The 23,069-nt window shown below is 27.5% G+C and carries 21 protein-coding genes and 2 tRNA genes; 18 read left to right on the forward strand and 5 right to left on the reverse strand.

The genetic code is table 11. The annotated features are described in order from the left end of the window. The first annotated feature begins 4 nt into the window (after positions 1-4). Both secD and secF read left to right on the forward strand, forming a co-directional pair. Positions 5-1,558 carry a protein translocase subunit SecD gene (gene secD, locus ACTT9L_RS01970; protein ID WP_440927689.1) on the forward strand — a complete coding sequence of 518 codons (1,554 nt, stop codon included), beginning with the start codon at positions 5-7 and terminating at the stop codon, positions 1,556-1,558. Continuing rightward, entirely contained in the window at positions 1,558-2,448 is an 891-nt protein-coding gene (gene secF, locus ACTT9L_RS01975; protein WP_440927690.1) for a protein translocase subunit SecF, read from the forward strand. Before secD ends, secF begins: the two co-directional genes overlap by 1 nt. 1 nt (position 2,449) lies before the next feature. On the opposite strand, the gene ACTT9L_RS01980 is transcribed toward secF, so the two are convergent. Then, positions 2,450-3,052: a urate hydroxylase PuuD gene (locus ACTT9L_RS01980; RefSeq protein ID WP_440927691.1), complete on the reverse strand. Its 603-nt coding sequence runs from the start codon at positions 3,050-3,052 to the stop codon at positions 2,450-2,452. A 49-nt stretch (positions 3,053-3,101) separates the two neighbouring features. Then, the gene (uvrA, locus tag ACTT9L_RS01985) at positions 3,102-5,954 is read right to left on the reverse strand and encodes an excinuclease ABC subunit UvrA (protein WP_440927692.1); all 2,853 of its coding nucleotides are present in this window, start codon (positions 5,952-5,954) and stop codon (positions 3,102-3,104) included. Positions 5,955-6,042: 88 nt separating this feature from the next. On the opposite strand from uvrA, the gene ssb reads away from it, so the two are divergent. The 6 genes from ssb to ACTT9L_RS02015 all read left to right on the forward strand — a co-directional run bounded on the left by ssb (position 6,043) and on the right by ACTT9L_RS02015 (position 11,406). Next, on the forward strand, positions 6,043-6,492 hold the full coding sequence (gene ssb / locus ACTT9L_RS01990) for a single-stranded DNA-binding protein (RefSeq protein ID WP_075536288.1): 450 nt from the start codon (positions 6,043-6,045) through the stop codon (positions 6,490-6,492). Between the two features lie 5 nt (positions 6,493-6,497). Beyond that, a complete protein-coding gene (gene gyrA, locus ACTT9L_RS01995) occupies positions 6,498-9,077 on the forward strand; it encodes a DNA gyrase subunit A (protein WP_440927693.1) in 2,580 nt (859 codons plus the stop codon). Further along, entirely contained in the window at positions 9,077-9,571 is a 495-nt protein-coding gene (gene coaD, locus ACTT9L_RS02000; RefSeq protein ID WP_440927694.1) for a pantetheine-phosphate adenylyltransferase, read from the forward strand. Before gyrA ends, coaD begins: the two co-directional genes overlap by 1 nt. After that, the gene (locus ACTT9L_RS02005) at positions 9,564-10,124 is read left to right on the forward strand and encodes a peptidylprolyl isomerase (protein WP_440927695.1); all 561 of its coding nucleotides are present in this window, start codon (positions 9,564-9,566) and stop codon (positions 10,122-10,124) included. Before coaD ends, ACTT9L_RS02005 begins: the two co-directional genes overlap by 8 nt. Positions 10,125-10,132: 8 nt before the next feature. Further along, the gene (gene tgt / locus ACTT9L_RS02010; protein WP_440927696.1) at positions 10,133-11,245 is read left to right on the forward strand and encodes a tRNA guanosine(34) transglycosylase Tgt; all 1,113 of its coding nucleotides are present in this window, start codon (positions 10,133-10,135) and stop codon (positions 11,243-11,245) included. An 85-nt stretch (positions 11,246-11,330) separates the two neighbouring features. Beyond that, positions 11,331-11,406: transfer RNA gene (locus ACTT9L_RS02015), tRNA-Lys, on the forward strand. 9 nt (positions 11,407-11,415) lie between these two features. On the opposite strand, the gene ACTT9L_RS02020 is transcribed toward ACTT9L_RS02015, so the two are convergent. Continuing rightward, entirely contained in the window at positions 11,416-12,243 is an 828-nt protein-coding gene (locus ACTT9L_RS02020) for a M48 family metallopeptidase (protein ID WP_440927697.1), read from the reverse strand. 112 nt (positions 12,244-12,355) lie between these two features. Here ACTT9L_RS02020 and ACTT9L_RS02025 point away from each other — a divergent pair, with 112 nt between their 5' ends. Beyond that, positions 12,356-12,973, forward strand: a complete 618-nt coding sequence (locus tag ACTT9L_RS02025) for a DUF502 domain-containing protein (RefSeq protein ID WP_440927698.1) — start codon at positions 12,356-12,358, stop codon at positions 12,971-12,973. On the opposite strand, the gene recG is transcribed toward ACTT9L_RS02025, so the two are convergent. Next, positions 12,970-15,021, reverse strand: coding sequence for an ATP-dependent DNA helicase RecG (recG, locus tag ACTT9L_RS02030; RefSeq protein WP_440927699.1), 2,052 nt, complete (start codon positions 15,019-15,021; stop codon positions 12,970-12,972). The genes ACTT9L_RS02025 and recG overlap by 4 nt on opposite strands. A gap of 25 nt (positions 15,022-15,046) precedes the next feature. Between recG and ACTT9L_RS02035 the strand changes: the two genes are divergently transcribed. Next, complete coding sequence (locus tag ACTT9L_RS02035; RefSeq protein WP_440927700.1) at positions 15,047-15,310, forward strand: succinate dehydrogenase assembly factor 2; 264 nt, start codon at positions 15,047-15,049, stop codon at positions 15,308-15,310. Here the strand turns inward: ACTT9L_RS02035 and ACTT9L_RS02040 are convergent. Next, positions 15,311-15,400 (reverse strand) — tRNA-Ser (locus tag ACTT9L_RS02040). Positions 15,401-15,486: 86 nt separating this feature from the next. Here ACTT9L_RS02040 and rarD point away from each other — a divergent pair. From rarD to ACTT9L_RS02080, 8 genes are read left to right on the forward strand one after another with little or no spacing between them, the layout of a single operon-like run. Further along, a complete protein-coding gene (rarD, locus tag ACTT9L_RS02045) occupies positions 15,487-16,365 on the forward strand; it encodes an EamA family transporter RarD (RefSeq protein ID WP_440927701.1) in 879 nt (292 codons plus the stop codon). Further along, positions 16,352-17,353: a lytic murein transglycosylase gene (locus ACTT9L_RS02050; RefSeq protein ID WP_440927702.1), complete on the forward strand. Its 1,002-nt coding sequence runs from the start codon at positions 16,352-16,354 to the stop codon at positions 17,351-17,353. Before rarD ends, ACTT9L_RS02050 begins: the two co-directional genes overlap by 14 nt. Then, positions 17,343-18,104: an SPOR domain-containing protein gene (locus ACTT9L_RS02055; RefSeq protein ID WP_440927703.1), complete on the forward strand. Its 762-nt coding sequence runs from the start codon at positions 17,343-17,345 to the stop codon at positions 18,102-18,104. Before ACTT9L_RS02050 ends, ACTT9L_RS02055 begins: the two co-directional genes overlap by 11 nt. Then, the gene (locus ACTT9L_RS02060; RefSeq protein WP_440927704.1) at positions 18,097-19,248 is read left to right on the forward strand and encodes a D-alanyl-D-alanine carboxypeptidase family protein; all 1,152 of its coding nucleotides are present in this window, start codon (positions 18,097-18,099) and stop codon (positions 19,246-19,248) included. The genes ACTT9L_RS02055 and ACTT9L_RS02060 overlap by 8 nt, the downstream gene beginning before the upstream one ends. Further along, positions 19,241-19,855: a dTMP kinase gene (tmk, locus tag ACTT9L_RS02065; protein WP_440927705.1), complete on the forward strand. Its 615-nt coding sequence runs from the start codon at positions 19,241-19,243 to the stop codon at positions 19,853-19,855. The genes ACTT9L_RS02060 and tmk overlap by 8 nt, the downstream gene beginning before the upstream one ends. Continuing rightward, complete coding sequence (locus ACTT9L_RS02070; protein WP_440927706.1) at positions 19,852-20,781, forward strand: AAA family ATPase; 930 nt, start codon at positions 19,852-19,854, stop codon at positions 20,779-20,781. The genes tmk and ACTT9L_RS02070 overlap by 4 nt, the downstream gene beginning before the upstream one ends. After that, the gene (gene metG / locus ACTT9L_RS02075) at positions 20,774-22,315 is read left to right on the forward strand and encodes a methionine--tRNA ligase (protein ID WP_440927707.1); all 1,542 of its coding nucleotides are present in this window, start codon (positions 20,774-20,776) and stop codon (positions 22,313-22,315) included. The genes ACTT9L_RS02070 and metG overlap by 8 nt, the downstream gene beginning before the upstream one ends. Next, entirely contained in the window at positions 22,308-23,069 is a 762-nt protein-coding gene (locus ACTT9L_RS02080) for a TatD family hydrolase (RefSeq protein WP_440927708.1), read from the forward strand. The genes metG and ACTT9L_RS02080 overlap by 8 nt, the downstream gene beginning before the upstream one ends.

A 23,069-nucleotide genomic window follows, 5' to 3' on the forward strand; every position in this document is an offset into this window, starting at 1 on the left:
TTAAGTGCTTTATTTTTCTAAGTTAAGAATTTTATTTATAACTCTTTTTTCAGTTTTATTTATTTTAATTGCTTCATCAAATCTTTTTAAATTTGATGATAATTTTTTTGATAAAAAAATTAATCTAGGATTAGACCTTCAGGGTGGATCATATTTATTACTTGAAATTGATAATGAACCTGTAATTGAACAAAAATTACAAAACTTAACAACAACTATCAGAAATTACTTCAAAGAAAAAAACATTAAAATCAACAATATAAAAATAGATAATCGGAATATTTTTTTTAATGTAACAGATAATGATAAGCAATCTGTCTTAGATGTTTTTAAGGACGAAAATAGTGATTTAAACCCTTATTACCCAAGATTTAAATCACATCAGTTAGAAATTGAAGATATAGGGTTAAATTTAAAAGTTAATTTTTCAAGACAAGGTTTAATTAAACTTAAAACATCTTCTCAAGATCAAGCTATAGAAATAGTTAGAAGGAGAGTAGATGAGGTTGGAACCAATGAGCCAAACATACTTAAAAGAGGAAACAACCGAATTTTAGTAGAGCTACCTGGATTAGATGATCCAATGAGAATAAAATCATTACTTGGTAAAACTGCAAATCTTACTTTTAGATTTGTAACCAATGACGAAAATGATCGATTTGGTGTTGAAAAGTTAAAATTTGAAAATGGTCTAGAGGAAGCTACAGTTAGTAAAAGAATTATAATAAGTGGTGAAAACTTACTTGATGCTCAACCAAAAATGGACACTCAAGCTAATCAAACAATTGTTTCATTTACTTTAGATAGAGTAGGTGCAAAAAGGTTTGGTAAGGCAACATCAGCTGGTATTGGAAAACAATTAGCCATTGTTTTAGATGGTAAAATTATTAGTGCACCAGTTGTAAGAGAGACTATAGCCAGTGGATCAGGTCAAATAAGTGGAGGTTTTACTTTTCAAACTGCAACTGACCTAGCTTTATTATTAAGATCAGGAGCACTACCAGCACCATTAGAAATAATTGAAGAAAGAACAGTCGGACCTGATCTTGGACAAGATTCAATTAATGCAGGTATGATTGCCTTAGCAATAGGTTTTATGTTGGTAATAATTTTTATGTTCGTAAAATATAAAATTTTTGGGTTAATTACCAATGTAACACTAATAGTTAATTTGTTTATTCTTTTGGGTGTCTTAACTTTATTTGAAGCTACTTTAACGTTACCTGGTATTGCTGGGATTATTCTAACTGTAGGTATGGCAGTTGACGCAAATGTTTTAATTTTTGAGAGAATTAAAGAGGAACTAAAAGATGAGACTAATAATATTTTGGCTTTTGATGGTGGTTATACTAAATCAAGAACAGCAATTTTAGATGCCAATATTACTACATTATTAGCTGCAATTATTTTATTTTTCATGGGCTCAGGTCCAGTCAAAGGTTTTGCCGTAACATTAGGAGTTGGAATATTTACAACATTATTTTCTGTTTATTTCATAGCAAGATTGTTCACTAGTATTTATGTATCTAGAAATAAAGATAAGGAAAAATTAATCTAATGATTGCTTTTAATAAATATTATAATCACTTTAATTTACTCTCATCAATTTTAATTGTTGCTTCATTATTGTTGTTATTTTTTAAAGGACTTAATTTTGGTATAGATTTTAAAGGTGGTACTTTAATTGAATTAAGAGCTTCAGATTCTAAAATAAATGTAAGTTCATTAAGAGATCGATTTAATCAAATGGATTTAGGAGATGTTTCGGTAAAGAAATTCGGTAATAATACAGATTTTTTAGTTAAGTTTGAAAACAAAGATAATAAAAAAAATATTATTGAAGACATTAAGGTTAATTTAGAAAAATCTTTCGGAAATAACTATGATTTTAGAAGGGTGGAGAATGTTGGACCAAAGGTAAGTGCTGAATTATTAAAATCTGGGGTAATAGCAATATCTTTGTCTTTAGCATTAATGTTAATTTATATTTGGATAAGATTTGAATGGCAATTTAGTTTGGGTGCTATTTTGGCTTTGTTCCATGATGTAATTGTAACTCTAGGAGTTTTTTCATTATTTAGTTTAGAAATTAATTTGTCAATTATAGCGGCAGTGTTAACAATAGTTGGATATTCTATGAATGATACTGTGGTTATTTTTGACCGTGTACGTGAAAATTTAAGAAAGTATTCAGATATAAAAATTTTTGAATTAACAAATATTTCAATCAATGAAACATTATCAAGAACTATTATAACTTCTGCAACTACTTTACTTGCTTTATTAGCAATTTATTTTTTCGGTGGAGAAATATTAAAAGGATTTTCATTAGCAATGATACTCGGTGTTGTTTTTGGAACTTATTCTTCCATTTATATAGCTAATACTGTTTTGGTTAGACTAAAAGTTTCGCAAAAAACTGTTCTTAGAGAAGATGATAAAAAATAATTTAGTATAAGTTTTGAGCTATTACCATTGTAAGTAGCATTGGTAATGATAATAAAGTATTAGTTCTTGAAAATAGCATCGCTGTTTTTGCTGATTTTGCTTTTGTATCAGGATCACTTTCAACAATTCCTAATGCTCTTTTTTGATTTGGCCAAATTACAAACCAAACATTAAATGCCATTATAATTCCTAGCCACATTCCAATGCCTATTGCTGTATGTTTTGGAACACCTGAACCAATACTTAAAGTCATCGCATCATGAAGGTATCCATTTAGAAGAGCAAGAATTAAACCTGATATTACAGTAAATGCCGCTGCCCATCTAAAGTAAAATAACGCAGCTGGTGCTATTACTTTACCAATAGCTGGTTTTTGTTCATCTGGAATTTTTCCCATATTTGGAATTTGAACAAAATTAAAATACCAAAGTAATCCAATCCACATAATTGCAACAATTACATGTATGTATCTAAACAACCAGCTCCAGAATAGTGTATCAAAAGCTATTCCATCATTTAAATAAAACAATCCTAAAAACAATAAAATAGCAATTGCTAGTGATGCATGAACAGTCTTTGATAATGATGATAATAAATTATTCATGATTCTTTTAATTATACACTAATTTTTGAATATTTTTAAGTTGTTAAATTTAGGTCAAAAGAGGTTTTAAAAATTGTCCTGTATAACTTCCCTTAACTTTGCATACTTCTTCAGGTTTTCCTTCGGCGACAATATTACCTCCTTTAACACCACCTTCAGGACCCATATCCACTACGTAATCTGCTGTTTTAATTACATCTAAATTATGTTCAATTACAACTACTGTATTCCCAAGTTTTACAAATGTATGAAGTATCTCTAAAAGTTTTTTAATATCATGTTGATGCAAACCAGTTGTTGGTTCATCTAATATATACATCGTTCTTCCTGTTGATCTTTTTGAAAGTTCTTTTGCAAGCTTAATTCGTTGCGCTTCACCTCCTGACAGCGTAGTTGCTTGTTGACCAATTTTTATATAACCTAATCCAACTTTTTTAAGAGTTAACAATTTTGTTTTTATATTAGATATATTTTCAAAATACTCGCATCCTTCATCAACTGACATATCTAAAACATCGGCAATACTTTTGCCTTTAAATTTGATTTCTAAAGTTTCTCTATTATATCTTGTTCCTTTACATTCATCACACTGTATATAAACATCAGGTAGAAAATGCATTTCATATGTGATTACTCCATCACCCTCACAAGCTTCACATCTACCTCCTTTAACATTGAAAGAAAATCTTCCTGGTTTATATCCTCTTGTTTTCGACTCTGGTAAACTTGTAAACCAATCTCTAATAGGCCCAAAGGCTCCCGTATATGTTGCTGGATTTGATCTAGGTGTTCTTCCAATAGGAGATTGGTCAATATCAATTATTTTATCGATCAATTCTACTCCTTTATAACCTTTAAATGATTTAGGTGTTTTTCTAGCTTTATTATTTAAAGTTAAATTTAAAGCATGAAATAATGTTTGTAATATTAAGGTAGATTTTCCACTTCCAGAAACACCAGTAACACAGGTAAAAGTTCCGGTTGGAATTTTGAGATTAACATTATTCAAATTATTTCCACTTGCACCATTGATTTCAACAAATCTTCCATTTTTAGCTAAGCGTCGTGATTTTGGAATTTCAATTGTCTTTTTATTTGCAAGATACTGTCCAGTGATACTATTTTTATCTTTTTTAATTTCTTCATATGATCCTTGCGCTGTTATCTCACCACCATTACTCCCAGCTTCAGGGCCAAGATCAATAATATGATCTGCATTTTCCATTGTTTCTGTGTCATGCTCTACAACAATGACTGTATTGCCAAGATCTCGTAATCTTTTTAATGCATTAATAAGCTTCACATTATCTTTTTGGTGTAATCCAATAGAAGGTTCATCCAGAACATATAATACACCTGTTAAACCAGATCCAATTTGTGAAGCTAATCTTATTCTTTGAGCTTCACCACCTGATAAAGTTCCAGATTCTCTAGACAATGTTAAATAATCTAAACCAACGTTTAGAAGAAAATTTAATCTTTCATTAATTTCCTTCAATACATGTTCTGCAATTTTAAATTGTCTTTTATCAAGATTGTTTTCTAAATTTTTAAACCATTCTGCTGCATCCAAAATAGATTTCTTTGTTACTTCACTAATATTTAGATCATTAATCTTTACACATAATGCTTCCTCTTTTAATCTGTCACCACTACATGCCTCGCATGCTGTATCTGATTGATATTCAGCAATAGCTTCTCTTTTCCACTCACTATCAGACTCTAAAAATCTTCGTTCAAGATTATTTATTACACCTTCAAAGGTTTTTTTATAAGAATATTTCTCGTATCCATCATCATAATTAAATTTAATCTCATCTTCATCTGAACCATAAAGAATAATATCTTTAATCTTTTTAGGTAATTTTTTCCATTTTTCATCTAAAGAAAAACCATAATGTTTAGCTAAAGATGCTAAAGTTTGTGCATAATATAATGTGGTTGATTTTGACCAAGGTTCGATTGCTCCATCAGCTAAACTTTTTCTTTCATCAGGAACAACTAAATTTGGATCAACATTTAATTTCATTCCAATTCCCTCACACTCTTCACAAGCTCCATAAGGGCTGTTAAAAGAAAAAAGTCTTGGTTCAATTTCCTCAATTGTAAAACCACTTTCAGGGCAAGCAAACTTTGTAGAGTAAATTAACTTTTCGATTTTTCTAAATTTTTGAGGAAGTGTTTCATCTTCATATTCCACAAATACTAAACCGTTAGCTAAATTTACCGCTGTTTCAATACTTTCGGCTAATCTGTTTCCAAGTTTTGAATTTAAAACTATTCTATCGACTAAGATTGAAATATCATGTTTAAGTTTTTTATCTAGATTGGGTGATTTTTCTATATCATATAAAACATTATCAATTTTAATTTTTCTAAATCCTCTTCTCTTGTAACTTAGAATATCTTTTTTATATTCACCTTTACGACCTCTCACAACCGGAGCATAAATATATATTGTTGATTTTTTTGGTAATTTTTTTACTAAATCTACTATTTGTGTAATTGTTTGTGACGTTATTGGTTTACCTGTAAATGGTGAGTAGGGGATGCCTGCTCTAGCGTATAAGACCCTCATATAATCATAAATTTCTGTCACCGTTGCAACAGTAGATCTTGGGTTTTTTGAGGTATTTTTTTGCTCGATTGCAATAGCTGGACTCAATCCTTCAATTAAATCAACATTTGGTTTTTTCATTTTATCTAAAAATTGACGTGCATAGGCAGATAAACTTTCTACATATCTTCTTTGACCTTCTGCATAGATGGTATCAAAAGCTAAAGACGATTTTCCAGACCCGGATAGACCTGTTATGACCACAAATTTGTCTTTCGGAATCTCTACAGTAACATTCTTCAAATTATGTTCTTTAGCGCCCTTAATAACTATCTTTTTCATCATAATTTTAGTTGCTTTGAGTTAATAAAATTAATATTCAGAAGAATTGTGATATAATTCTAATTAACTAATTTAACAAATATTAAATATTATGGCTGGAAGTTTAAATAAAGTATTATTAATTGGTCGTTTGGGCGCAGATCCTGAAATTAAACAGATGGTGAATGGCAAAAGTGTAGCCAGATTAAGCCTTGCAACAAGTCAATCCTGGAAAGACAAAAACACTGGTGAAAGAAAAGAAAAAACAGAGTGGCACCGTGTAGTTGTATTTAACGAAGGTTTAGTAAATGTTGTTCAACAATATTTAAAAAAAGGTGCACAAGTTTATGTAGAGGGACAACTTACGACAAGAAAATGGAAAGATGAACAATCGGGACAAGACAAATATTCAACTGAAATAGTTATACAAGGATATAATTCTTCACTGACAATGTTGGGTGGAGGTAATTCAGGTGGTGGAATTCAAAATGATACAACTCAACAAAATAACATTGAGGATTCTTCACAAGTGTCAGATATGGATGATGAAATTCCATTTTAATTTCTATGAAAAATACCGAAGAGTTTAAAGATAAAAATATAAAATTAATCTCAATGCATGATGAGATGAGCTCATCATATCTTTCTTATGCAATGAGTGTAATTGTAAGTCGTGCACTTCCTGATGTAAGAGACGGGTTAAAACCTGTTCATAGAAGAATTTTATATGCAATGTACAAAGGCGGATATGATTGGTCTAAACAATTTAGAAAATCTGCTAGAATAGTTGGGGATGTTATTGGTAAATATCATCCTCATGGTGATCAATCTGTTTATGATGCGTTAGTTAGAATGGTGCAAGATTTCTCTATGAGCCTACCTTTAGTTCACGGCCAAGGAAATTTTGGTTCTATAGATGGTGATCCTGCTGCAGCAATGAGATATACCGAAACTCGTTTGTCAAAAGTTTCTCAATTTCTGATTGATGATATTGAAAAAAATACAATTACTTTTAAAAGCAATTACGATGAAACTGAGAAAGAACCTAGTGTTTTACCAGCACAGTTTCCAAATTTATTAGTAAATGGAGCTGGTGGTATCGCTGTAGGTATGGCAACAAGTATACCCCCTCACAATTTAGGTGAGATTATTGATGGCACTTTGGCCTTAATAGATAATAAAGATATTAAAATTAGAGAGTTAATGAAACATATACCTGGTCCAGATTTTCCAACTGGTGGTGTAATTATAGGAAAAGATATAATTAAACAAGGGTATAATAATGGAAGAGGGTCCTTTAAGATAAGAGGTGAAATCTCAATTGAACAACAAAAAAATGGTCGTGAAAGACTGGTAATAACATCAATACCGTATCAAGTTAACAAATCCGTTTTAAACGAAAGGATAGCTCAGTTAGTAAGAGAAAAAAAGATAGAAGGTATAAGAGATATTCGAGACGAGTCGAACAGAGAAGGTATTAGAGTAGCAATAGATTTAAGAAACGGTATAGAACCAGAAACTATAAAGAGACAATTATATAAAAACACTCAAATAGAAAGTTCTTTTGGTTTTAATACTTTAGCTATAGTTGAGGGAAAACCTCAAACGTGTACTTTAAAAGATTTTTTATCCAATTTTTTAACTTTTAGAGAAGATGTGGTTATTAAGAAAACTAAATTTGATCTTCAAAAAGCTGAAGAGCGTGCACATATATTAATCGGATTATCAGTATCGGTTGAAAATCTTGATAAAATAATAAAAATTATTCGATCATCTAAAACGCCTGATGATGCTAAAATATCAATTCTAAAAACTAAATGGAAAATAAATAAATCTCAAAAATTAATTTCTTTAGTAGAAGGAAAAAAAGGTAAAAATCTTTATTCTTTATCTGATCCACAAGTTTTAGCCATTTTAGAATTAAGGCTTCAAAAATTAACTGCATTAGGAATAAATGAAATCGAAGTTGAAATTAAAAAACTAGCTGAACTAATCACTAAATATAAAAAGATTATTTCATCAAAAAAAGAACTTTTAAAAGTAATCAGTGAAGAGTTAAAAAATATTAAAGAGAAATTTGCTATTCCAAGAAGAACTAAAATTATAGATGCTGTTTTAAATTACGATATTGAAGAAACTATTCAAAAACAATCTGTAATAATTACAGTTACATTACAAGGATATATAAAAAGAGGTTCTTTAGATGGAGTAAAAAAACAAAAAAGAGGTGGTAAAGGAAAGTCAGGTATAACAACAAGAGATCAAGACTCTGTGGTTCAAACATTATCTGTAAATACTCATACTTCAGTACTCTTCTTTTCTACCGAGGGTTTAGTTTACAAGATCAAAGCATGGAAAATTCCAGAGGGTTCATCGTCATCTAAAGGCAAGTCTTTATTTAATATTTTACCTTTAAAGAGTCATCAAGCAATAAGCTCAATTATGCCAATGCCAGAAGATGAAACAGATTTAAAAAATTATCAAATTATATTTGCTACTGCTCATGGCAAAGTAAGAAAAAATAGTTTAGAAGACTTTTCATCAATTAATGCATCTGGAAAAATTGCGATGAAATTAGATAATAATGACAAAATTGTAGGTGTTAAAATTTGTAAAGATGATCAGGATATAATTTTAAGTACAAGATTTGGAAAATGTATTAGATTTGAAGCAAAAAAGTTAAGAGTTTTTAAAGGCAGATCTTCTAAAGGAATTAAGGGAATAGAGTTAGCATCAAATGATCAAATAGTATCTTTGTCAGTTATTGATAATGATAAAATTAATAAAAACGGAAAAAAATCAAAAGATGAAAAATTTGAAATAAAAGCAAAAGAAAAATTTGTTTTATCAATAAGTGAAAATGGTTATGGGAAAAAAACTTCTCATACTGATTACAGAGTTACTAACAGAGGTGGTAAAGGCATTATAGGAATAGTAAATTCACCAAGAAATGGAAATATTACTTCATCCTTTCCTGTTTTTGAAGGTGATGAAATTTTAATTTCTACTAATAAAGGTAGGGTTATAAGAGTTGCGGTTAAAGAAATTAGAACTGCTGGCAGAAATACCCAAGGTGTTAGGATAATTAAGTTATCAGGAGAGGAAAAAGTTGTTTCGGCAATTAAAATTGATGATAATTTAATTTGATGAGTAAAATAGCAATTTATCCTGGAACATTTGATCCAATTACTTTTGGACATATAGATGTAATAAAAAAATCATTAAAATTGTTTGATAAGATAGTAATAGGTGTATCAGATGAAAGTAACAAAGATTATTTATTTAGTTCTGATGAAAGAATAGAAATAGTAAATAAAGCTTTATTTAAAGATCTAAAGTTAAATAGAAAAAAAATAAAAGTTGTTTCTTTTGGATCTTTAACTACAGATTTATGTAAAAAATATAAATCAAACATAATTTTAAGGGGATTAAGAGCTGTATCTGATTTTGAATACGAGTTTCAGTTAGCTGGTATGAACAGAAAATTGAACCAAAATATAGAAACAATTTTTTTAATGTCTGATGTAGAAAATCAAATTATTTCATCGAAATTTGTTAAAGAGATTGTTAAATTAAAAGGTGATATAAAAAAATTTACTACAAAAAGCACAATTAAATCATTAAAAGATAAATATGAATAAAATTTTTATTAAAATACTGATTTTGTTTTTTTTAATTACTAATCAATCAATAGCTGAGGAGAATATAATGATATTAAAGTTAAAAGATGGCAATGTTAAAATTGAATTATTCAAAGATGTTGCTCCAAATCATGTAAAAAGAATTAAGGAATTAGCAAATAGTGGTAAATATGATAACGTCGTTTTTCACAGAGTTATAGATGGATTTATGGCTCAAACAGGAGATGTCAAATTTGGTAATTCAGAGTCTAAAGATTTTGATCTTAGAAGAGCGGGCATGGGTGGGTCTGACTTCCCAGATTTAAAGCAAGAATTTAATAGTTTACCACATGATAGAGGAACTTTGTCAATGGCAAGAGCCCAAGACCCTGATAGTGCAAATAGTCAATTCTTTATTTGTTTTCAGCCAGCTCCTTTTTTAGATCGTCAATATACAGTTTTTGGAAAAGTAATAGAAGGAATGGAATTTGTTGATAAAATCAAAAGAGGTGACCAAAACAATAATGGTGCTGTTACTGACCCAGATAAAATTATTAGTTTCAAATCTCAATAATTTTTTTAATGGCATTAAAAAAATTTGCCTTTAACGTTTTAAAAAAAGATAAATTTGCTAGGTGTGGTTTAATAGAGACTCATCGCGGAAATATACATACTCCAGCATTTATGCCTGTTGGGACTCAAGCTACAGTAAAAGCTTGCACAATAGATGATATTAAAAAAACAGGCTCTGAAATCATACTTTCGAATACCTACCACTTAATGATACGTCCAGGTGTTGAAAGAATTAAATCAGCTGGAGGTATTCATCATTTTATGAATTGTGATTTACCTATTTTGACTGACTCAGGTGGTTTTCAAGTTATGTCTCTTTCAAAATTAAATAAGATTGACAGGGAGAAGGGTGCTATTTTTAACTCTCATGTTGATGGTAAAAAATTTTATTTAAGTCCAGAAGAGAGCATTAGAATACAACTAGGTTTAAATTCAGATATCGTAATGATTATGGATGAATGCCCTAAGAAAACTAATGATTACAAAATAATAAAAAATTCTATGGATCTTTCTATTTATTGGGCCGAAAGATCAAAGAAAGCATTTGGTAAAAATCCTCATAAAGCTTTATTTGGTATCGTTCAGGGTGGTTTGTTCAAAGATCTAAGGCTCAAATCTTTAAAAGAACTTATGAAAATTGGTTTTGATGGATATGCGATTGGTGGTTTAGCTGTTGGAGAAACTCAGAATGAAATGTTTTCAACCTTAGATGTTATTAAAGAATTTTTACCAACTGAAAAACCTCATTATTTAATGGGTGTTGGAACACCATCTGATATATTGGGTGCAGTAAAAAGAGGTATCGATATGTTTGATTGTGTTTTACCAACAAGATCTGGAAGAACAGGTTTGGCTTTTACTTGGCAAGGAAGAATCAATATAAAAAATAATAAATATCAAAATGATAATACCCCACTAGATCCTAGTTGTGACAATTTAAATTTAAATAGGTATTCAAAAAACTATTTAAATCACTTATTTAATACAAATGAGATTTTAGCATCTATGCTGCTTAGCCTTCACAATATTAATTTTTATCAAGAATTAATGGCTTCAATTAGAAATAATATCAATGAAGGCACTTTCAATCAATTTCATGATAAATACATTGATAAGTTGTAACAGCTATAGAATTTTTAGTTCAAATTGACATTTGAAAAAATAAAATAATTATGTATATAACAACTATTCAATTTGAATAATTTGGGGGCCCTTAGCTCAGTTGGTAGAGCAATTCCCTTTTAAGGAATGGGTCGATGGTTCGAGTCCATCAGGGCTCACCACTAATTGAATTAGCTTATATCTAGTGGAGGATAATCCAAAATCACTCCATTCATTTTTTCATTTAAATCTTTTATTCTATTATCCGATGAAGGATGAGTACTCATGAATTCAGGTGGTTCCTTGCCTTTATTTAGTTTTTTCATTCTTTCCCATATCTTAACAGTTTCTCTTATATCATAACCTGACAAAGAAGAGAAAATCATACCCAAATAATCAGCTTCACTCTCTTGCTTTCTGTTGAAAGGATTTAATAGACCTAATTGTGTTATTAAACCAACTGTGTTAATTCCTGTTGTTCTATTAACTTGTGATAATTTTCCTCCACTAAAAATATCTATTAACTGTGTTCCTGTGTTAACAAGTGTTGCTCTACTAGCTCTTTCTACAGAATGTTTTGCAACAGCATGAGCTATTTCATGTCCCATTACAGCTGCTAACCCATCTGTATTTTTTGTAGCTTCAAGTATTCCAGTATAAACTGCTATCTTACCACCAGGCATGCACCATGCATTCCTTACTTTTTTTCTATCTATTAATATATATTCCCATTCAAAATCTAGAGTAGGATCTTGTAAACCAGCCCTGTAAAAATACTCAGAAATTGAATCTTCCATCCTTTTTCCAATTTCTTTAATTTCATCAAGAGTTTTTGTGTCATCGCTCATTTTTTCTTTTTCTTTTATTCTTTCATAAATAGCTGCTGCTTGGGCATTAAGTTTAGCCTCAGAGACAATTTTTAATTGTTTTCTGTCAGTTATAGGTGCAGTGGTACAAGAAGATAATAATAAACTTCCACATCCACAACCCATATAAGATAAAAATTTTCTTCTATTCATAACTATAAAATTTGATAATAGTAGTTTAACATGAATCTTAACAATAAAATATTAATAGTATTATTTATTATTTCAATATTGTTTGTGATTTACGCTAGTTACAGTTAATTTTATGGCTAAAAAAACTAATAAAAAATCATTTTCTTTAACACTTAGAAATTATTTTATTGCTGGTGTTGTTGTTTTAATACCAATAGGTTTTACTTTATATTTAACTAAAATTTTAATAGGAATATCCTCAAACTTAATTCCAAAAAATATTAATCCAAATAGTTATTTACCTTTTAATATACCTGGCGTTGAAATTGTAATTTCAATTTTACTTATTACAATCGTTGGTGGCCTGTCTTTATCATTTTTTGGAAGAAGAATTCTGAAATTAATTGATGATTTGTTTAAAAGAATTCCTTTTTTGAGAACTGTTTATTCAGCAATTGTTCAAATGACTGAAACTTTTTCAAAAAAAGATGATGGTAAAAAGAGTGTTGTTTTGATCGAATATCCCAGAAAAGGGGTTTGGGCCGTTGGATTTGCTACAAAAGAAAACAAAGGAGAGATGGCAGAAAAAACTGGCAAAAATTTAATTAATGTTTTCGTTCCAACCACACCAAACCCAACAAGTGGTTTCTTATTAATGTTTCCGGTAGAAGATGTTATATATTTAAATATGTCTTTTGAAGAAGCTTCCAAATTTATAGTGTCAGCGGGTACCTCAACAAAAAAATCTTAAACGATATCGTTTATTATATCAGCCTTATCGTACAATTTTATCAAAGGTTTGAATTTACTTATATCTTCATTTGATTTTTCTATTCTTCTCATTTCTTTTTCAGCTAATAAGAAAAGATCACTATTCTGAATTGGATCTGCTAACTTAAAATTTTTTACACCACTTTGTTTAAATCCCAAAATATCACCAAACCCTCGTAATTTCATATCTTCTTCAGATATTAAGAAACCATCATTAGTGTCTTTTAAAATTTTTATTCTTTTTTTTGCGTTTTCGCTTAGATTTGATTTAAACATTAATATACATGTAGAGTCTTTATCTCCACGACCAACTCTACCTCTTAATTGATGAAGTTGAGATAAACCAAATTTGTTAGCGTTTTCAATTATAATCGTATTTGCATTCGGAAAATCTATCCCAACCTCAATAATTGTTGTAGAAACCAAAATCTTAAATTTATTATTTAAAAAATTGTTTAGAATTTCATTTTTTTCATCTATATCAGTTTTTCCATGAAGCAAACAAACTTGATTTGGAAACTTGTTCTCTAAATATTCATACTTTTTTACAGCCGATGTATGATCCAATTTTTTAGATTCTTCAATTAATGGACAAACCCAAAAAATTTGATTTCCTAAGTTAATTTCTTTTTTTATAAATTTTAATACATCTTCAATTTTAACCTCTAATTTACTATATGTTTTAATTGGTTTTCTATTTTTAGGTTTTTCTCTAATTATTGAAATATCCATATCACCATAAATTGTCATTGTTAGAGTTCTTGGTATAGGTGTTGCTGTCATTAATAACACATCACAATTTGATCCACCTTTGTCTGACAATTTTTTTCTTTGATTTACTCCAAACTTATGTTGTTCATCTATAATTATTAATCCTAATTTTTTGAAAATTATTTTTTTTTGAAAAATAGCATGTGTACCAAAAATAATATCTACTTTATTATTTTCTAATCTTTGAAGTATTTCTTTTTTTACCTTGTATTCTGATTTTCCAGAAATAAGAGCTATATTCATATTTTTAGGAAATAATTTTTTTGCTAGATTAAAATGTTGTCTTGCTAGAATTTCCGTAGGAGCCATAAAAGCAACCTGGAAACCAGAATTTATACTATTTATTGCTGCTAAAAGAGACACTATTGTTTTTCCACTACCAACGTCTCCTTGCAAAAGTCTAAACATTTTATTTGATGAACTTAAGTCTTTGTTTATTTCGTTAAGTGATTTTTGTTGATCATCGGTAAGAGAAAAATCTAATTTATCAGTTATAGAATTTTGTTTATTTAAATTGATAACTTTATTTTTTTTTTTTATTTTTCTTATTTTTTTTCTTATTTCAGAATTAACAAGAAATGTTGAAAATATTTCATCAAAAGCAAGTCTTTGATAGAAATTTGATTTATAATTTCCAATATTTTCAGGTTTATGAAGTTCTTTAATTGAGCTATTCCAACTTATATTTTTGAATTTAGATAAAATATTTTTAGAGTGCCATTCATTAAAAACTGGTAAATCATTGATTATTTGATTTAAGATTTTATTATATAATTTTTCAGAAATACCTTCAGTTAATGAGTATTTATTATGAGTTTGCTTGATTAAAGAAGAGTCTTCAGAAACATATTTTGGATTTGTAATTTGGTATTTATTCCTAAAATAACCTATTTTACCACTAACAGTAATTTCTTTACCCAGTGGAAGTATTTTTTTTATGTATCCTTCATAACTATTAAAAAAAATACAATCTATTTCACCAGTTTGATCACTACATAAAACTCTATTTGGTAATTTCCTTATACGTGGGAAATTATACTTTTGAGGAATTATAGTTACTGTTTGTATTTCACCAATTTTTAAATCTTTTATTTTTGATGATAAGCTTCTATCTGTATAAGATTTTGGTAGTTTCCATAGTAAATCAAATAAATTATTAATATTTTTCTTCTTTAATAAATTTTTTGTTTTAGTTCCCACACCTTTTAAAGAACTTAAATCTGACAATAAATATTCATAATTTGTTTTATTATTCATTAATTACTAATATATTCTAATTATTATGATCAACATAGATGAATTAAAAAAAAAAATTATTTACCGATCTAATTATAGAGGCACAAAAGAAATGGATAATCTTTTGGGGGCATTTACAAAAGAATATATAAATAATTTAAATGAAAATGATCTTCTTGATTTAGAAAAGCTACTGAATATTGATGACACTAATTTGTATAATTTTTATAATGGTTTTAAAACCGATTTTGAATTTGAAAATAATAATATTAATTTCTTATATAAAAATTTTAACTATACACAAAAATGATGGCGGAGAGACTGGGATTCGAACCCAGGAAAGAGTTGCCCCTTTGCCGGTTTTCAAGACCGGTGCTTTCAACCGCTCAGCCATCTCTCCATGAGCAAGGTTTTATAATTATAATTATTTAATTCAACCATAAAATAGTCTAATAAACTTATTAATTTAAAGCATCATGCTTTCCTATGAATAAAGAATTTAACAAAGGCTTATTACTTGCTGGGTTTGGATCATTTTGGTGGGGATTTTTTGGTGTAATTTATTTTAAATATATCGCTTATATTGGGCATATTGAATTAGTAGTTCATAGATGTTTGTGGACAGCGTTTACTTTAATTCTGACTACTTTTTTTTTCTCTAAATGGAATGTTTTTTTTAACATTGTAAAAAATAAATCAAATTTATTTTATTTATTTATCTCAGGATTTTTAATTTTTATAAATTGGGGTGTATGGATATATGCTATAGCAACAAATAGAATTATAGATGCAAGTTTTGGGTATTTTATAATGCCCATTTTAAGTGTAATGCTAGGTTATCTTTTTTTTAAGGAAAATCTTAATAAAAAAAGAATCTTTTCAATTCTCTTAGTTATTTTATCAATTCTTTTTTTAATAATAGTAAGCATTAAATCATTGCCCTGGGTTGGTTTAATTGTTGCTTTAAGTTGGGGGTTTTACAATCTTGTTAGAAAAAAAATAAATGTTGATACTGATATAGGCCTTCTTATCGAAAGTTTATTTATATTGCCATTTGCACTTATAGTTTTTTATTTTATAGCAAGCAAAGGATATAATGATTTTCAATTTTCCGATCCATCGATGATGCTATTTATTTATCTTGCTGGACCTATGACTGTCATACCTTTATTTTTATATGTTAGGGGAGTTGAACTCTGTGGTTTAGGTCCCGCTGGCATGATATTTTATATAACTCCTACTTTTCAGTTTTTATTAGGGTATTTTTATTACAACGAGCCTTTTTCAATAACAAAATTAGTTAGTTTTATTTTTATTTGGATTGCTGTAATTATATATTTGAAAGATTTACATGAAACTAATTAATATTTTTTTATTTTTTATTTTTATTTCTATTAATTTTTCATTTGCTGATATCAATAAAGAATTTGAAAATTGGAAATTAAATTTTAAAAAAATAGCTTTAGAAAACAATATTTCAGAAAAAACATTTGATATAGTTATGTCTGATACCAAATTTTTATCAGATGTAATAAAATATGATAGGTATCAACCTGAATTTTACGAGGATACTAAAACTTATATTTCAAAAAGAACATCATCAAAAAAAGTCTCGTTGGGTAAAAAATTCTATGAAAAAAATTCAACGTTAATCAATAACGTTGAAAACGAATTTAATATAGAGAGAGAGTTACTATTAGCTCTAATGGGAATAGAAACTAATTTTGGAACTTATGTTGGTAAAATGGATATTTTATCCTCTTTGGCAACCTTAAGTTTTGACAAAAGAAGATCAGAATTTTTTACAAACGAATTATTAATTCTTTTGAGACTAATTGAAAATGAACAAATAGATTATAAAACGTTATATGGATCTTGGGCAGGTGCTTTTGGTTTTTTTCAATTTATGCCATCAACAATGAAAAATTATGCAATTGACCATGATGGCAATGGATATATAGATTTAAAAAATAATAATGATGCATATGCTTCTGCATCAAACTATTTAAATCAAATAGGTTGGGAAAGTGAGAATCCTTGCTTTTATAGAATTGATTTATCAGAGAATATACCAAGTAAATATTTGAATATTTCTGCAAAAAGACTTCATGATAAAAAAAAATTAAAATATTTTAGAAAATTTATTAAAAATAATGATCAAATAGATAGCAAGTACAATTCGTTAAAGGTAGCTATTATAACTCCAGATAAAGATATCATACCTGATGCCGAAACTTTAAATCCAGCATATATCGTATTTAATAACTATGAGATAATATTAAAATGGAATAGATCATTACGATTTGCTTTAGCCGTTTGTACATTAAAAGATAAATTTAAAAATGAACTTTAAAAAATACATATTAATTATTTCCATACTTTTTTTAACTGCATGTAATCAATTTGATCAAAATAATAAAAACTTAGTTTATATTAGCGATCAAAAGTATAGTAATACCGGATTTGCTTTAATTTATGATAACAAATTAAAAAAAGAAAAAAAAATATCTAAAAAAATTGATAATAGATCTCTTTTAATTTTTCATAATAAAATTAAAAAAAATTCATTTGTTAAAATTACCAATCCTGTTAATGGTAAATCAATTATAGCTGAAGTGATCTCAAATAATGTTAAATTCTCATCTTTTTACAACTCTGTAATAACCCAACGAATTGCTGATGAGTTATCACTTGACACTAAAGAACCTTATATCGATCTTGTTTTAATCTCAAAAAGCTCAACATTTGTAGCTAAAAAAGCAAAGACTTTTGATGAAGAGAAAAACGTAGCTGAAAAAGCCCCTGTAGATGGAATTACTATAGATAACCTGGGTAAAGAAAAAGATAAAGAAGTTAAAATAAAAAAACATAAATTTTTATATTCAATAAAGATTGCAGATTTTTATTACCGAGACTCAGCAGAAAATATGGTTAATAGAATAAAAGATGAGACAAATATAAAAAAATCTGTAATTAAGAAATTATCTAAAACTAAATATAGGGTATTATTGGGTCCATTTAATGATATAAAAAAACTAGAAAAATCATTTAACAAAATAAAAGTATTAAATTTTGAAAATATAGAGATATTAAAAGATGTTTAGAATATTATTAATTATAATTTTTTTTAGTTTTTCATTAGCAAGTGTTTCAAAAGCTAATTTTGATGTAAAGGCAAGAACTGCAATATTGCAAGATTATCATTCAGGAGAAATTCTCTATGAAAAAGAGCCAGATATTTCAATTTATCCGGCTTCTATGACAAAAATAATGACAGCAATTATTGCTTTTGATCTAATAAAATCAGGTGATCTTAGTTTAGATGAAAAATTTATAATATCAGAGAGAGCCTGGAGACTATCTACATCAGGATATTCTTCGATGTTTATAATGGTTGGCGATCAGGTCTCTGTAGAAAATTTATTAAGAGGTATTATCGTTGCTTCTGGTAATGATGCGTGTATTGCATTAGCTGAAGGCATTGCAGGTACTGAAGAAGAATTTGCAATTTTAATGACTGCCAAAGCAAAAGAATTAGAGATGGATAATACAAACTTTTCTAATTCATCTGGAATAAATGACCCTGACAATTATTCAACAGTAAGAGATATTTTAAAAATGTCTAGATATTTAATTAAAGAACATCCTGAATTTTACAAAATGTTTGCTGAAAAAGAATTTACGTGGGATAGAACAGGAGGTGATCCAATAACACAAGGAAACAGAAATCCTTTGCTTTATAAAAATCTTGGAGCAGATGGAATAAAAACTGGTTATTTAGCTGTTGAAAAATACTCTTTAGCGTCATCAATAGATAGAAATGGCAGAAGATTGATTGCTGTTGGAAGTGGTTTTAATTCAAAAAATTCTAGATCTAAAGAGAGCACAAAATTACTTACATTTGGTCTTACTAATTATGATCTTGTAGAAATAGCTAAAGCCAACAAACCATTACATAAAATTAATATTTGGTTGGGAAAAGAGAATAGTGTGGAAGCATACACTAAGGAAAATATTTATAAAACAATCAAAAAAGCGAAAAAAAAACTTTTAAAGGTTGCTGTTAAATATGATGGACCAGTTGAAGCACCGATTAAAAAAGATCAAAAAATAGCTACTCTAAGAGTTATTTATGATCAAGAGCTTGTTGGTGAGTATGATTTACTTTCATCGAAAGAAATTAAAAAAGTTAATTTTTTTACAAGATTAATAAAATCAATAAATTACTTAATTTGGGGTGATGTCTAAAAAACCCATCATTGTTTTTGAGGGTATAGAGGGTAGTGGTAAAACTCATCATATAAATAAAGTATCTAAATATTTAGATAAAGAAAAAATTAATTATATAAAGATAAGAGAGCCAGGTGGAAGTCTCAATTCGGAAAAAATAAGAAAATTAATTTTAAATAAAAAATCTAATTTTAACATAAATACTGATTTACTTTTATATTTAGCAGCTCGTAGTGAAAACATAAATCTTATAAAAAAATCATACAAAAAAAAAATTATTTTGATTGATAGATTTATAGATTCAACTATTGCATATCAACATTATGGTATGGGTGTTGATTTAAAAATTATAAACATAATAAACAAATTTCTATTAAAAAACATTAAAGTCAACTTTACTTTTCTTAATGTTGTAAATAAAAAAAATCTATTTCAAAGATTGAAAAATAGAAAAACTTTAAATAGATATGATCAGTTTGATATGAATTTTTATAACAAAGTTCAAAAAGGTTTTTTAAAATTAGCTAAATATAATAAAAAATCATGCAAAATAATTGATTCTAATTTAGATATAAAAAAAAATGAAGATTTAATAATAAACCAAATTAAAAAATTAATTAAATGAATTTAAATCCCCTAACTCAAATAAATTTATTTGAGCACAAAAAAATTTTTAATCAATTATATAAATTATCCAAAAACGACACTTTGCCTAATAAAATTCTTTTATCTGGTGAAAAGGGTATTGGAAAATCAACATTAGCATATCATTTAATTAATTTTGTGTTGTCGGAAAATGAAGAACATCCCTACGATTATGAAAATAATAAAATTAATCCAGATAATAAGTCATATAAACTTATACTAAATAAATCTAACCCAAATTTTTACTTAATTGATGTCTTAGAAGAAAAGAAAAATATTGATATAAATCAAATTAGGGAATTGATAATAAATTTAAACAAATCCTCATTTAATAATAAAAAAAGATTTGTTTTAATTGATAATATTGAATTATTAAACTTAAATTCTATTAATGCTTTATTAAAAATTTTAGAAGAACCTAATGAAAATATAAATTTTATTTTAATTAATAACAATAAAAGAGTGCTTCCAACTCTTAAATCCAGATGTTTAAATTTCAAAGTTTTTTTAACAAAAGATCAGTCTATTAGAATTGTTAATCAACTACTAAACGATGACATAAGTACTATTATTAATAATAAGTTATTTGATTATTATGCAACTCCTGGAAAATTATTTAAATTAATTAAGATATCTGTAGAATATGGCTTAGATCTTGTTAATTTCGATTTAAACACAACACTAAAAACAATTATTAAAGATAAAATTTATAAAAAAGATAAATCAATTATTGAAATCATTTATTCTTTTATTGAACTTTATTTTAGAAACAATATATCTATTGAAAATATTAGTTTATTAAAGTCATACCATTATTTTTTAGAAAAAATTAACAATACTAGAACTTATAATTTAGATGAGGAAACATTGTTTATGGAATTTGAGGATAAAATACTAAATGGATAAAACTTATTATATTACCACACCTATATACTACCCATCAGCTAAGCCTCATATGGGTCATGCATATTCAAGTATTGTTGCAGATTTTTTTGCAAGATTTAAAATAATTGATGATCATCAGGTTCATTTCCTTACTGGTACTGATGAACATGGATTGAAAATTCAAAGATCTGCTGAAAAAGCAGGGAAGGAGCCTCTATTATTTTGTGATCAAATTAGTCAAACCTTTAGAGATCTTTCGAATATTTTGAATTTATCAAATACTGATTTTATTAGAACTACAGAAGCTAGACATAAAAAAACAGTTCAACATCTTTGGAATGAACTTGAGAAAAATGATGATATATATTTATCAAACTACTCTGGATGGTATTCAGTATCAGATGAAGCCTTTTATAATGAAGACGAAATTGAGGAATTAGATGGAAAAAAAATTGCTATCTCATCAAAATCTCCTGTTGAATGGATCGAAGAAGAATCTTATTTTTTTAGACTTTCAAAGTGGGAAAAACCGTTATTAGATTATTATGAAGCTAATCCAGATTTTATTGCTCCACAATCTAGAAAAAATGAAGTTATTAGTTTTGTAAAAAGTGGTCTTAAAGATCTTTCTGTTAGTAGAAAAAGTTTTTCATGGGGCATACCTGTTCCAAATAATAAAAACCACGTGATATATGTTTGGCTGGATGCTTTAACAAATTATTTGAGTGCATTAAACTATCCTAATACAAATGATGATTTGTTTAAAAAATTTTGGCCAGCCTCAATACATTTAATTGGAAAGGATATACTTAGATTCCATGCTGTTTATTGGCCTGCATTTTTATTAGCAGCAAAAATTGATTTGCCAAAGAAAGTTTATGGGCATGGATGGATATTATCAGGAGAAGAAAAAATGTCTAAATCTAAAGGAAATATTCTTGATCCACTTGAAATAATTAAAGAGTATGGTCTAGATCCTTTAAGATACTACTTAATTAAAGAAGTTTCTTTTGGTAATGATGGAAATATATCTCAAGAAAGACTAGAAGATTGTATCAATAGTGATTTAGCTAACAATTATGGAAATTTATGTCAGCGTGTAACTGCTTTTGCAATAAAAAATTGTGATGGAAAAATTCCAGCAGAAATTAAATTTAATGATGACGATTTATTAATATTAAATAAGTATAAAGATAATTTAGATAAAATTAGGTCTCAAATTGATAATCAAAATATTAATTTTTACATTGATTATATTGTAAATTCACTTTTTGAGGCTAACAAATATTTTAATGATCAAGAACCATGGAAAAAGAAAGACGATATAATTAGATTAAATACTATTGTATACACTACTTTGGAAATTGTTAGAAAAATAAGTTTTTTATTATATCCAATTATTCCCGAAACTTCTTTAAATGCATTAAAGATTTTTGCCATAAATGAAAAAAATATAAAATTAGATTTAGTTTCTAATAATGAGTATTTAACAAAAGGTAATAATATTAATAAAATAGATATACTTTTTAAAAAAATAGAAAAAAAAAATGATTGATTCACACTGTCATCTAGATCATGAACCATTATTAAGTGATTTAGCTAACGTAATACAAAGATCAAAAGATATAGGTATAGAAAAATTACTAACAATCTCAACTTCGTTTGAAAGTTTTTCTAGAGTAAAAGATTTAATTAATAAAGATGAGATGATCTATGGTACTATTGGTATCCATCCTCATGAAAGCTCCAAAGATATTATTACCTCAAAACAAATCATTGAAAGTCTCAATGAAAACTCAAAAATTATTGGTATTGGGGAAACTGGGTTAGATTTTTATTATAATAATAGTGAAAAAGATAAGCAAATAGCAAGTTTTAAAGAACATATAGATGCATCCATAAAAACCAATATTCCATTGATTGTTCATTCAAGAGATGCCGAAAAAGAAACTTTTGAGATTTTAAATGAATATAAAAATGAAAACCTTAAAATTTTGATGCATTGTTTTACTGGGTCTAAAGAATTCTCAGAAAAACTAATGACTTTAAATTCATTCTTTTCAGCAAGTGGCATTATTACCTTTAAAAACTCATTGGATTTACAAGATACGTTCAAATCTATCCCAATGGATAATATCTTAATTGAGACTGATAGTCCTTTTTTAGCACCCGTTCCTAAAAGAGGAAAAAAAAATGAACCATCATTCATTGATTTTACTGCTGCAAAATTAGCTGAAATTAAAAATATATCCAAAGAAGATCTTATAAAAAAAACTACAGATAACTTTAATAAACTATTTTTTAATTGA

This window comes from Candidatus Pelagibacter sp. (assembly GCF_052049675.1).
Lineage (GTDB): Bacteria > Pseudomonadota > Alphaproteobacteria > Pelagibacterales > Pelagibacteraceae > Pelagibacter.

What these genes read in the sequence shown, in the direction of transcription:
- secF (WP_440927690.1), top strand. Translation starts at nt 1,558, where the DNA reads ATGATTGCTTTTAATAAATATTATAATCACTTTAATTTACTCTCATCA.
- ACTT9L_RS01980 (WP_440927691.1), bottom strand. Translation starts at nt 3,052, where the DNA reads ATGAATAATTTATTATCATCATTATCAAAGACTGTTCATGCATCACTA.
- uvrA (WP_440927692.1), bottom strand. Translation starts at nt 5,954, where the DNA reads ATGATGAAAAAGATAGTTATTAAGGGCGCTAAAGAACATAATTTGAAG.
- ssb (WP_075536288.1), top strand. Translation starts at nt 6,043, where the DNA reads ATGGCTGGAAGTTTAAATAAAGTATTATTAATTGGTCGTTTGGGCGCA.
- gyrA (WP_440927693.1), top strand. Translation starts at nt 6,498, where the DNA reads ATGAAAAATACCGAAGAGTTTAAAGATAAAAATATAAAATTAATCTCA.
- coaD (WP_440927694.1), top strand. Translation starts at nt 9,077, where the DNA reads ATGAGTAAAATAGCAATTTATCCTGGAACATTTGATCCAATTACTTTT.
- ACTT9L_RS02005 (WP_440927695.1), top strand. Translation starts at nt 9,564, where the DNA reads ATGAATAAAATTTTTATTAAAATACTGATTTTGTTTTTTTTAATTACT.
- tgt (WP_440927696.1), top strand. Translation starts at nt 10,133, where the DNA reads ATGGCATTAAAAAAATTTGCCTTTAACGTTTTAAAAAAAGATAAATTT.
- ACTT9L_RS02020 (WP_440927697.1), bottom strand. Translation starts at nt 12,243, where the DNA reads ATGAATAGAAGAAAATTTTTATCTTATATGGGTTGTGGATGTGGAAGT.
- ACTT9L_RS02025 (WP_440927698.1), top strand. Translation starts at nt 12,356, where the DNA reads ATGGCTAAAAAAACTAATAAAAAATCATTTTCTTTAACACTTAGAAAT.
- recG (WP_440927699.1), bottom strand. Translation starts at nt 15,021, where the DNA reads ATGAATAATAAAACAAATTATGAATATTTATTGTCAGATTTAAGTTCT.
- ACTT9L_RS02035 (WP_440927700.1), top strand. Translation starts at nt 15,047, where the DNA reads ATGATCAACATAGATGAATTAAAAAAAAAAATTATTTACCGATCTAAT.
- rarD (WP_440927701.1), top strand. Translation starts at nt 15,487, where the DNA reads ATGAATAAAGAATTTAACAAAGGCTTATTACTTGCTGGGTTTGGATCA.
- ACTT9L_RS02050 (WP_440927702.1), top strand. Translation starts at nt 16,352, where the DNA reads ATGAAACTAATTAATATTTTTTTATTTTTTATTTTTATTTCTATTAAT.
- ACTT9L_RS02055 (WP_440927703.1), top strand. Translation starts at nt 17,343, where the DNA reads ATGAACTTTAAAAAATACATATTAATTATTTCCATACTTTTTTTAACT.
- ACTT9L_RS02060 (WP_440927704.1), top strand. Translation starts at nt 18,097, where the DNA reads ATGTTTAGAATATTATTAATTATAATTTTTTTTAGTTTTTCATTAGCA.
- tmk (WP_440927705.1), top strand. Translation starts at nt 19,241, where the DNA reads ATGTCTAAAAAACCCATCATTGTTTTTGAGGGTATAGAGGGTAGTGGT.
- ACTT9L_RS02070 (WP_440927706.1), top strand. Translation starts at nt 19,852, where the DNA reads ATGAATTTAAATCCCCTAACTCAAATAAATTTATTTGAGCACAAAAAA.
- metG (WP_440927707.1), top strand. Translation starts at nt 20,774, where the DNA reads ATGGATAAAACTTATTATATTACCACACCTATATACTACCCATCAGCT.
- ACTT9L_RS02080 (WP_440927708.1), top strand. Translation starts at nt 22,308, where the DNA reads ATGATTGATTCACACTGTCATCTAGATCATGAACCATTATTAAGTGAT.